Below are 10,081 nucleotides of genomic sequence, written 5' to 3'. Positions count from 1 at the left end.
TTCATCGCCGCCGCCCATGCGCCGACCGGCGCCGCCCGCCGCCTCGCCGAGCGCGCCCGCCTGATCGACATCGAGGCCGAGCTGGAGCAGGCGCGCATCGATGCCGCCGGCAAGCGCCAGGCGCTGGAAAGCGCCGAGGCCGAGGTGAAGGCCGCGACATCGGCCGAGAGCGCCGCGCGCGAAGCCTGGCGCGCCGCGCAGCGTGAGGTGAACGCGGCGCGCGAGCGCCATGCCAATGCCGAGCGCGAGATCAACCGCCATTCGGCGCGCAAGTCGGCACTGGTCGAGGCGTCCACGCGTCTCGCGCATGACCGCGCCGAGATCGCCGAATTGCACCAGAATGCGCTGGAGGCGATCGAGGAGCTGCCGGCGACCACCGAAGCCGACGGCCGGCTGGCCGCCGTGCGCGCCGAGATCGAGACCAAGCGCCGGGCCGCCGCGCAGGTCCGCGCCGAGGCACAGGCGCTGGCGCGCGAGGCCGAGCTCGCCGACCGCCGCGTGCAGGCGATCATCAACGAGCGCAACGACTGGTTCAACCGCATCCGCGGCGCCGGCTCGCAGATCGCCACCATCGAGGCGCGCATCGCCGAGGTGAGGGACGAGCGCGCCGAGCTCGACAACGCGCCGGAGATCTTCGCCGAGAAGCGCAGCGCGCTGATCGACGAGCTCGCGATCGCCGAGGAAGAGCGCCAGGTCGCGGCCGACGCGCTCGCCGAAGCCGAGACCGCGATGGGCGACACCGACCGCGCCGCCAAGGCCTCGCTCGAAGCATTGTCGAAGTCGCGCGAAGCGGCGGCCCGCGCCGAGGAGCGGCTGGAGAGCGCCAAGCGCCGCGTCGCCGACGTCGAGCGCGAGATCCACGACATGCTCGAATGCGAGCCGAATGCGGTCGCCGCGATGGCCGAGATCGGCCCGGACACCCAGCTGCCGCCGCTGCACGAGATCGAGGACAGCCTGGAGAAGCTGCGCCGCGACCGCGAGCGGCTCGGCGCCGTCAATCTGCGCGCCGAGGAAGAGCTGACCGATGTCGAGGGCTCGCACACCGCACTGACCACCGAGCGCGACGACCTCGTCGAAGCCATCAAGCGGCTGCGCCAGGGCATCCAGAGCCTCAACAAGGAGGCGCGCGAGCGGCTGCAGGCCTCGTTCGAGACCGTCAACGACCATTTCAAGCGGCTCTTCACCGAGCTGTTTGGCGGCGGCGAGGCGGCATTGCACCTGATCGAGAGCGACGATCCGCTCGAGGCCGGCCTCGAGATCATCGCCAAGCCGCCGGGCAAGAAGCCGCAGACGCTATCGCTGCTCTCAGGCGGCGAGCAGGCGCTGACGGCAATGGCGTTGATCTTCGCGGTGTTCCTCACCAACCCCTCGCCGATCTGCGTGCTGGACGAGGTCGACGCGCCGCTCGACGACCACAACGTCGAGCGCTTCTGCAATCTGCTGCACGAGATGAAGGGCTCGACCGAGACCCGCTTCATCATCATCACCCACAATCCGATCACCATGGCGCGCATGAACCGGCTGTTCGGCGTCACCATGGCCGAGCGCGGCGTGTCGCAGCTCGTCTCGGTCGCGCTCGACGAGGCCGTGAAGATCCTCGACCAGCAGGTGGCGTGATCGTGCTCACTCATTCCGGACCGCCGCATCAGCGGCGCCCGGACTGACTCTTGGAGAGAGCCATGATCTCTCCTGACCTGCCCCCACACCTCAAGGCCGCGCTCGAAGCCGGGCTGCATAGGCAGTCGCGGCAGGATGCAGCGGCTCGCGCCGCGCGCATCTCGGCGGCCTATCGCAGCGGCGGCAATTCCGCAACGATCACCAGCGAGGCCGACGCCATTGCCTACGCCGCGGTGCGGATGCCGGCGACTTACGCGGCGGTGGCGGCGAGCCTGAATGCGGTGATGCAGGCGAGCCCGGAGTTTGCGCCGGCCTCGCTGCTCGACGTCGGCGCCGGGCCGGGCACCGCGAGCTTCGCTGCGGCGGAGGCCTTTGCGTCGCTGGCCTCGTTCCAGGCCATCGATGCCAATCCGGCGTTGCGCACGCTGGCGCTCGCGCTCGCTGACGACACGATACGACTGCACGATCTTGCCTACACGCTCGGCCAGGCGAGAACGCTGGTCGATCGGGCGGAGAGCGCCGACCTCGTCATCGCCAGCTATATGATCGGCGAGTTGGGCGAGGCCGAGCGCACCGCGATCGTCGATGCGCTGTGGGCCAAGACGAACCAAACTCTCCTGATCGTCGAGCCCGGCACGCCAGCCGGCTATCAGCGCATCGCCGCCGCGCGCGATCGGCTCATCGCGGCCGGCGGCGCTCACGTCGCCGCGCCCTGCCCGCATGCGGCGGCGTGTCCGCTGGTCGTCCCGGACTGGTGCCACTTCGCGCAGCGGCTGGCGCGGTCGCGGGCGCATCGCGAGCTGAAGGGGGCGGATGTGCCGTTCGAGGATGAGAAGTTCAGCTTCATCGCCCTGACCCGCCAGCCGGTCACGCATCGCCCGGCCGCGCGCGTACTCGCGCCGCCGCTGGTCACGAAGATCGCTATGACGGCGAAGCTGTGCCAAGCCGATGGAACCGCGGCCGCGGTCAGCATTCCCCGCCGCGACAAGCCCGCCTTTGCCGCCGCGCGGCGATGGGACTGGGGCGACGGCGTGGAGCCGCCGACACGGCCATGAATACCTTCGCGGCCTGGCTTGGTTAACGCTGGGTCGACTTTGTCTCTCATTTTCCCGACTTCGCGAAACCCGAGAAAAACCCGCGTTTGCTACGGTGAGCTGCATGAGGCGCTGAATGCGCTGCTCACAAGGGAACGCGTGTCGATGTTCAGGACGATGACGATCGCTGCAATTCTCGTGGCTTCGGCAGGAACGGCCTTCGCTGGAGGACATGGCGGCGAGTCGGCACCGCCGCCCCCGAAGCAGGAAGGTCCGCCGGCCAAGGCCGTCATCGGCAAGAACGGCCCGGTGCTGACGGATCCGAAGGGCATGACGCTGTACTATACCGAACGTGACGACACCGGCCGCAAATCGACCTGCGACGGCGCCTGTGCCGAGAAGCGGCCGCCATTGATGGCGCCGGACAACGCGGTCGCCACGGGCGATTTCACGGTCATCACCCGCAGCGACGGCAAGAAGATGTGGGCCTATCGCTACCGCCCGCTCTACACCTCGCAGCTCGACAGCGCCCCCGGTGAGATCAAGGGCGATGACCCCGCCCAGCAGTGGCGGGTCGCCCGGCCGTATTGATCGTCCTGTCCCGGCCCTGCTGACCACGTCCCCGCCAGCCGGGTGCTTCGCGAACGAACCGCGGCATCCGAACTGGCTTGAACGGGCATCCGACCTGCTGCGACCAATGCACGCCGGTCCACCCGCGGTCCGGCAGGGGCGCCGCGTGCCGGCTGCCCTCTCCTCCTGCCCTCTCCTTCGGAGCCCGTCATGTTCGGCTGGATCGTCCTCGGCATCCTCATCATCATCGTGCTGGTCGCCATCACCGCCTACAACCGGCTGGTGGCCCTCAGCCAGCGCGTCGGCCAGGCGTTTGCCGACATCGACGTCCAGCTCAAGCTCCGCCATGACCTGATCCCGAACCTCGTCGAGACCGTGAAGGGCTATGCGGCGCACGAGCGGGGCACCCTGGATGAGGTCATCAAGGCCCGCAATGCGGCCATCTCCGCCCAAGGGCCGGCCCAGGTCTCGGCCGCCGAGGGTCAGCTGTCCGGCGCCCTCGGCCGCCTGATTGCGCTGTCCGAGAGCTATCCCGACCTCAAGGCCAACGCCAACTTCCAGCAGCTGGCGGGCGAGCTGTCCGACATCGAGAACAAGATCGCCGCCAGCCGCCGCTTCTTCAACAATGCGGTGCAGGAATACAATACCGGCATCCAGCAGCTGCCGGCCGTACTGTTCGCAGGCGCCCTTGGCTTCACCCACAAGGAGTTCTTCGATCTCGGCACCAGCCGCACCGAGGTCGAGGCCGCGCCGAGCGTCAAGTTCTGAGCCCGCGCCCTCCCCGCTGAAGGGCCCGACACCATGGCCGCCTACGGTCTCTACACCCACATCGCATCGAACAAGACCCGTTCGATGCTGCTTCTCGGCGGTCTCTTCCTGCTGATCTACGTGCTGGTGTTCGCCGGCGCGCTGATCGCGGAGGTGATGATCAACGGCAATGGCAGCGTCGCCTATTACATGAACGCGGCCACCCGCGACCTGATCAAGGCGCTGCCCTGGGCCACGCTGGGGGTGGCCGCCTGGATCGTCATCGCCTATTTCTTCCATCAGAAGATGATCGACGCGGTGACCGGCGGCGCCGCGGTGACCCGCCAGGAGCAGCCCCGGCTGTACAACCTGCTGGAAAATCTCTGCATCTCGCGCGGCATCACGATGCCGCAGCTGAAGATCATGGACAGCCCGGCGCTGAACGCCTTCGCCACCGGCCTCAACCCGCGGCAATATTCGGTCACCGTCACCACAGGCCTTCTCGCCGCGCTCGACGACCAGGAGATCGAGGCGGTACTGGGTCACGAGCTGACCCACATCCGCAACGGCGACGTCCAGCTGATGGTGGTCGCCGTGATCATCGCCGGCGTGGTCGGCTTCTTCGGCGAATTGTTCTTCCGCCTGTTCACCAACATGAGCTGGGGCGGCGGCTGGGGACGATCCTCCTCGTCTTCGTCCTCCTCCTCGTCGGACTCCGATCGCAAGGGCTCCGGCGGCGGCGCCATCATCGTCGTCATCGTCGCGGTGGTGCTGATCGTTCTGGCCTGGCTGCTCTCCCAGGTGGTCAAGCTGGCGCTGTCGCGCACCCGGGAATACCTCGCCGACGCGGGCGCCGTGGAGCTGACCAAAAACCCGGACGCGATGATCAGCGCACTGCGCAAAATCGAGGGGCGCGGCGAATTGCCCGGCGCGACGTCCGCGGTGATGGAGCTCTGCGTCGACAATCCGCGCGAGGGCTTTGCCGACCTGTTCGCCACTCATCCGTCCGTCGAGTCCCGCGTCCAGGCGCTGATCAAGTTCGCCGGCGGCCACGATCCCGGCCCGCTGGCGCTGCCTTCGGACGAGGCGCCGGCGGACGATTCTGGCGCTGAGAACGCGGACGGAGCCGCCCCCCCGCCACTGCCGCCGTCCGGACCCTGGAGCCATGCCGATGCGCCGACGGCCTCGCCTGGCGCCGCCCCCGACGGCGGCCCTTGGAGCACGCCGGCCGCGGGGCCGTGGGGCAGGCACTAGTCGCCGGCGCTCTGGCCTCGATCGGGGGGTGGCCTGCTGCCACGGCCAATCGTCTTGCCAGTCGCTCTCAGCTGTTTCCGCGTGCGAGAGCACGGGTCGGGCCGATTCCTCCTGATTGCCCGGCCCTGTTGCAGGAAAGGCGCAGATTTCCCCCCTGCCGTGCTGCAATGAATTTGAATTCTTCAGCGTTTCTGCCATGTTCGCGGCCAAAGCAGAATGCAATGCGCCGGCCGACGGGCCGGCCTCAGGGCTGAAGGACTTTCCATGGCGAAACCGGCAGTGGTGGTGGTGGGCGCGGACAAGGGCGGGGTCGGCAAGACCACGGTGTCGCGGACGTTGCTCGATTATTTCAGCGCCAACAACGTCCCCACCCGGGCGTTCGACACCGAGCATCCGCGCGGCACCCTGAAGCGCTTCCACCCGGAGATCACCGAGATCGTCGACATGAACTCGACGCCGGACCAGATGAAGATCTTCGACACTTTGAGCGCCGTCGCCCCCTCGGTCACCGTGATCGACGTCCGCGCCGGCCTGATGTCGCCCACCCTCGCCGCGCTCCGCGACATCGGCTTCCTCGACGCCGCCCGCTCCGGCCAGATCACCTTCGCGGTGTTCCACATCCTGGGCTCCTCGATCGCCTCGCTGGACGAGATCGCCGAGACGGCGAGCTACATGATCGGGGCGAAATATTTCCTGGTGAAGAACTTCATCAACAACACCAGCTTCTTCGAGTGGGACCAGTCGACCTACAATTCCTACTTCCACCGCATCAAGGATGCGACCGAGCTGACCATCCCCAAGCTCAACGAGATGGCGTTCGAGCAGGTCGAGGTGGCCTCGGTGCCGTTCCTCAAATTCGTCGCCAACAAGGGCCCCCGCGACGAGGCCGCCAACTACTCCTTCGTGCTGCGCGGCTATGTCCGGCATTGGCTGGCCAATGTCTGGAGCGAGTACGACCGCATCAAGCTCACCGACATCGTCGGCTCGACCAAGGCCCCGACGCCGCGGCCGGCCGGGGAAAAATAGCGTCTCCGTGACGGATGGGACTTTATCGCAAGCACGTTTGACCTGATATAGGTCTGATGCCCGCGACGCCCGTCTACATCGTCTGCTCGCCCCGGCCGCAGTCCGGGAAGACGCTGCTTGCGCGGGTCCTGAGCGAGTTCCTGCTGCTGAAGAACGGCCAGGTGCTCGCCTTCGACGTCACCTTGCGCGAGCCGTCGCTGCTCGACTTCCTGCCGCAGATCACGGAAACCGCGACGATCGAGGACACCTACGGCAAGATCCAGCTGATGGACCGGGTGATCCTCAACGACGGCATCCCCAAGGTGATCGACCTCGGCTACTACTCGTTCGACGAGTTCTTCAAAATGTCCGAACAGATCGGCTTTTTGAAGGAGGCCGCGCGGCGGAACGTGGTTCCGATCGTGCTGTACTGCGCCGAGGGCGACCGGGTGTCGATGCGCGCCTATGACGCCCTGCGCCGGCAGATCCCGAAGAACCAGCTGATCGTGGTCGAGAACGACCACGTGCTGCGCGAGGAACTCCCCCAGCTCTACAGCCGCAGCAAGCATCTCAAGATCGCCGCCCTGCCCGCGTTCCTGAAGACCTATATCGAGCGCTACTCGTTCTCCTTCACCGGCTATCTGCGCCAGGAGCGCGACCCCTCCACCGAGCTCTATCAATGGATCCGGCGCAACTATTATGCGTTCCGCGAGATCGAGCTGGAGCTGGTGATGCAGCGCTCCTGAGGCGCTGCTTCAATGCCCCTCGAACGCGATCAGCGTGCGCACCGGCACCTCGAGCGCGCGCAGCTTGGCGGCGCCGCCGAGATCCGGCAGGTCGATGATGAAGCAGGCGGCCACCACGGTGGCGCCGATCTGGCGCAGCAGCTTCACCGCGCCCTCGGCGGTGCCGCCGGTGGCGATGAGGTCGTCGACCAGGATGACGCGCTCGCCGGGCTGCACCGCGTCGACATGCATCTCCATCTCGTCGGTGCCGTATTCCAGCGCGTAGGACATGCTCACGGTCTTATGCGGCAGCTTGCCCTTCTTGCGGATCGGCACGAAGCCGGCGGAGAGCTGGTGCGCCACCGCGCCGCCGAGGATGAAGCCGCGCGCCTCGATGCCCGCGACCTTGTCGATCTTCGACCCGGCCCACGGATGCACCAGTTCGTCCACCGCGCGGCGGAATGCCCGCGCGTCCGCCAGCAAGGTGGTGATGTCCCGGAACAGGATGCCGGGCTTGGGATAGTCCGGAATGGTGCGGACCGTGTTCTTGATGTCCAGATCGAACGTCATCGTGCTCTCATCCACTCTGTGTGTTGCCGTCATTGCGAGCCACCCGGACCGCGCGGAGCGCGGCCGGATGACAGGCTCCGTGACGCAATCCAGGGGCCGCGAAGGAAGAACTGGATTGCTTCGTCGCTTGCGCTCCTCGCAATGACGGCAGTGATCAACTCCCCGGCTGATTGAGCCGGAACGCATTCTCCACGATCCTCAATCCCACGGCATCGCCGAGCGACATCAGCGACTCCGGGTGGAACTGAACGCCGCCCACCGGCAGCGTCTTGTGCTCGATCGCCATCGCCACGCCGTCCTCGGTGGCCGCCGTGACCGTCAGCACCTCGGGCATGCTGTCGCGCTCGACGTAGAGCGAATGATAGCGGCCGATCACGATCTCGTTCGGCAGCCCCTGCATCAGCCGCCCGCCGCGCACCTGCACGCGTGACGGCCGTCCGTGCGCGGGCTGCGCGAGCTGGCCGAGCTGGCCGCCGAAATACTCGCCCATCGCCTGCACGCCGAGGCACACGCCGAAGATCGGCAGCTTCTTTGCGAGCGCCGCGTCGATGGTCGAGGAGATCTTGAAATCCTCAGGCCGCCCCGGCCCCGGCGACAGCACGACCAGGTCCCAGCTGCGCTCGGCCAGCATGGTCTGCGCATGGACGTAGCGCACCACGGTCACGTTGGCGCCGACCTGGCGGAAATAATCGGCCAGCATGTGCACGAAGGAGTCGTCGTGATCGATCAGCAGCACGTTCTTGCCGGAGCCGGTCGCGTCCGGTGCGGTCGACGACAGCGGCTTCGGCGGATCGCCGCGCAGCGCCTGGAACAGCGCCGCCGCCTTGACCTGGCACTCGCGATCCTCGGCCGCGGGATCGCTGTCGAACAGGCAGGTGGCGCCGACGCGCACCTCGGCGAGCCCGTCCTTCATGCGAATGGTGCGGATGGTCAGCCCGGTATTGATCGAGCCGTCGAAATTCACCGCGCCGATCGCGCCGGCGTACCAGCGCCGCGGCGAGCGCTCGTTGTCCTCGACGAACTGCATCGCCCACAGTTTTGGCGCGCCGGTCACCGTGACCGCCCAGGCGTGAGTCAAAAACGCGTCGAGCGCGTCGAAGCCCGGCCGCAGCATGCCCTCGACGTGATCGACGGTGTGGAACAGTTTCGAGTAGGTCTCGATCTGCCGCCGCGCCAGCACCTTGATGGTGCCGGGCACGCAGATGCGCGCCTTGTCGTTGCGGTCGACGTCGGTGCACATGTTGAGCTCGAACTCGTCCTTCTCGGAGTTCAGGAGCTGGCGGATCTGCTCGGCGTCGCCGATGGCGTCGCGGCCGCGCGCGATCGTGCCGGAGATCGGACAGGTCTCGACGCGGCGGCCGTCGGAGCGCACGAACATCTCCGGCGAGGCCGAGACGAGGAATTCGCCGTCGCCGAGATTCATCAGCGCGCCATAGGGCGACGGGTTGATGCGGCACAGCCGCTGGAACACTTCCGCCGGCGAGCGCTCGCAGGGCTCGGCGAACAACTGGCCGGGCACCGCCTCGAACAGGTCACCGCGGGCGAACGCCGCGCGGGCCTTCTCCACCGTCGCCTGGTATTCGCCCGGCGCGTGGTCGGCAAAACCCTGGCGGGGCTCCTTCAGATAGACGCTGGCGTCAGTGTCGCGCGGCAGGCCTGATGTCGACTGGCCGTTCCAAGAAAAATCGTAAGACAGCACGACGCCGCGGCCGGTGGCGCGGTCATAGGCCAGCAGGCGATCCGGGACATAAAGCACGATGTCGCGCTGATCTTTCTCACGCGGGCGCTTCTGGACGAGATCCTCGATCTGGAACACGAGATCGTAGGCGAAGGCGCCGAACAGGCCGAGCAGCGGATCGTCATTGGTCGACAGCGCCGCAATCATCGCCCGCACCAGCGACATCACGCTGGCGCGCCGCGTGCGCTGGTCCTCCTCGATCGGCGCCGGGCCGCGGACGATGTGACCAGCGAGGCGCGCCGGCGAAGCCGCGGTGATGACCACGCACGGCTCGCGCAAGCTGTCCTTCAGGAACGCTATCAGCACCTCGCCGCGGCGGTTCAGCGCCTGCAGGGTGAAGTCGGTGCCCCTGGTCTCCAGCACCAGCGGCGGATCGGCGAAACCGAGGTCGAAGCTCTCGTAGCGGCCAGGCACGGTCGTGCCCGAGGACAGCACCACCCCGCGGCGGCGGTCGAGCAGGTCGATCAGGTCGTCCAGCCGGCTGGCGCCGCCGGAAAACTGCTCGACGGTGCGCGTGATCGCGAGCCCGCTCGAGGTGCGGTAGTCGCTGCGGGCCGGAAGGGCGAAAACGGTCCTGTTCATGGGGTCCTCTTGGGCGTCCTCTTACGGAATTTGCCGAGGAAACGCCACACAGGACCAACCGGAAGCCGCCGCTGCGTGGCGGCCCCTCTGCGATCTCATGTCAAACAAATCGCACCGGCCACCTTTTACAAGGTGCGCCACCAGAGACGGGCTGGGCGGACAGGGGTGCTCATGGGCCGGAACTGACCACGGCGGGGAGCCGGGGTCAAGGGCGGCGGGGACACAGGTGGGGGTGGCTT

9 protein-coding genes are annotated in these 10,081 nt (G+C 67.5%); 7 read left to right on the top strand and 2 right to left on the bottom strand.

From position 1 onward, the window contains the following. From BRAS3809_RS27695 to BRAS3809_RS27665, 7 genes are all read left to right on the top strand, one after another. Positions 1-1,617, top strand: a 1,617-nt coding sequence (locus tag BRAS3809_RS27695) for a coiled-coil domain-containing protein (protein WP_035659036.1), incomplete at its 5' end; no start/stop codon positions are given. A gap of 62 nt (positions 1,618-1,679) precedes the next feature. After that, a complete protein-coding gene (locus BRAS3809_RS27690; RefSeq protein ID WP_008965310.1) occupies positions 1,680-2,672 on the top strand; it encodes a small ribosomal subunit Rsm22 family protein in 993 nt (330 codons plus the stop codon). Between the two features lie 177 nt (positions 2,673-2,849). After that, complete coding sequence (locus BRAS3809_RS27685) at positions 2,850-3,242, top strand: COG4315 family predicted lipoprotein (protein ID WP_008965309.1); 393 nt, start codon at positions 2,850-2,852, stop codon at positions 3,240-3,242. Between the two features lie 189 nt (positions 3,243-3,431). Continuing rightward, complete coding sequence (locus BRAS3809_RS27680) at positions 3,432-3,989, top strand: LemA family protein (RefSeq protein ID WP_008965308.1); 558 nt, start codon at positions 3,432-3,434, stop codon at positions 3,987-3,989. Positions 3,990-4,022: 33 nt separating this feature from the next. Next, positions 4,023-5,222: a M48 family metallopeptidase gene (locus tag BRAS3809_RS27675; RefSeq protein WP_008965307.1), complete on the top strand. Its 1,200-nt coding sequence runs from the start codon at positions 4,023-4,025 to the stop codon at positions 5,220-5,222. A 264-nt stretch (positions 5,223-5,486) separates the two neighbouring features. Further along, on the top strand, positions 5,487-6,248 hold the full coding sequence (locus tag BRAS3809_RS27670) for a P-loop NTPase family protein (protein WP_008965306.1): 762 nt from the start codon (positions 5,487-5,489) through the stop codon (positions 6,246-6,248). A 56-nt stretch (positions 6,249-6,304) separates the two neighbouring features. Continuing rightward, the gene (locus tag BRAS3809_RS27665; protein ID WP_008965305.1) at positions 6,305-6,973 is read left to right on the top strand and encodes a hypothetical protein; all 669 of its coding nucleotides are present in this window, start codon (positions 6,305-6,307) and stop codon (positions 6,971-6,973) included. A 9-nt stretch (positions 6,974-6,982) separates the two neighbouring features. Here the strand turns inward: BRAS3809_RS27665 and BRAS3809_RS27660 are convergent, their stop codons facing one another. Both BRAS3809_RS27660 and BRAS3809_RS27655 read right to left on the bottom strand, forming a co-directional pair. After that, positions 6,983-7,522, bottom strand: a complete 540-nt coding sequence (locus BRAS3809_RS27660; RefSeq protein WP_008965304.1) for an adenine phosphoribosyltransferase — start codon at positions 7,520-7,522, stop codon at positions 6,983-6,985. 154 nt (positions 7,523-7,676) lie between these two features. After that, a complete protein-coding gene (locus tag BRAS3809_RS27655) occupies positions 7,677-9,842 on the bottom strand; it encodes an anthranilate synthase component I (RefSeq protein WP_008965303.1) in 2,166 nt (721 codons plus the stop codon). Positions 9,843-10,081: the final 239 nt, after the last annotated feature.

It is taken from the genome of Bradyrhizobium sp. STM 3809, assembly GCF_000239795.1.
Taxonomy (GTDB): domain Bacteria; phylum Pseudomonadota; class Alphaproteobacteria; order Rhizobiales; family Xanthobacteraceae; genus Bradyrhizobium.
Note: the sequence above shows the minus strand (reverse complement) of the source record. Positions and strands in the feature narration are given on the sequence as shown.

What these genes read in the sequence shown, in the direction of transcription:
- BRAS3809_RS27690 (WP_008965310.1), top strand. Translation starts at nt 1,680, where the DNA reads ATGATCTCTCCTGACCTGCCCCCACACCTCAAGGCCGCGCTCGAAGCC.
- BRAS3809_RS27680 (WP_008965308.1), top strand. Translation starts at nt 3,432, where the DNA reads ATGTTCGGCTGGATCGTCCTCGGCATCCTCATCATCATCGTGCTGGTC.
- BRAS3809_RS27675 (WP_008965307.1), top strand. Translation starts at nt 4,023, where the DNA reads ATGGCCGCCTACGGTCTCTACACCCACATCGCATCGAACAAGACCCGT.
- BRAS3809_RS27670 (WP_008965306.1), top strand. Translation starts at nt 5,487, where the DNA reads ATGGCGAAACCGGCAGTGGTGGTGGTGGGCGCGGACAAGGGCGGGGTC.
- BRAS3809_RS27665 (WP_008965305.1), top strand. Translation starts at nt 6,305, where the DNA reads ATGCCCGCGACGCCCGTCTACATCGTCTGCTCGCCCCGGCCGCAGTCC.
- BRAS3809_RS27660 (WP_008965304.1), bottom strand. Translation starts at nt 7,522, where the DNA reads ATGACGTTCGATCTGGACATCAAGAACACGGTCCGCACCATTCCGGAC.
- BRAS3809_RS27655 (WP_008965303.1), bottom strand. Translation starts at nt 9,842, where the DNA reads ATGAACAGGACCGTTTTCGCCCTTCCGGCCCGCAGCGACTACCGCACC.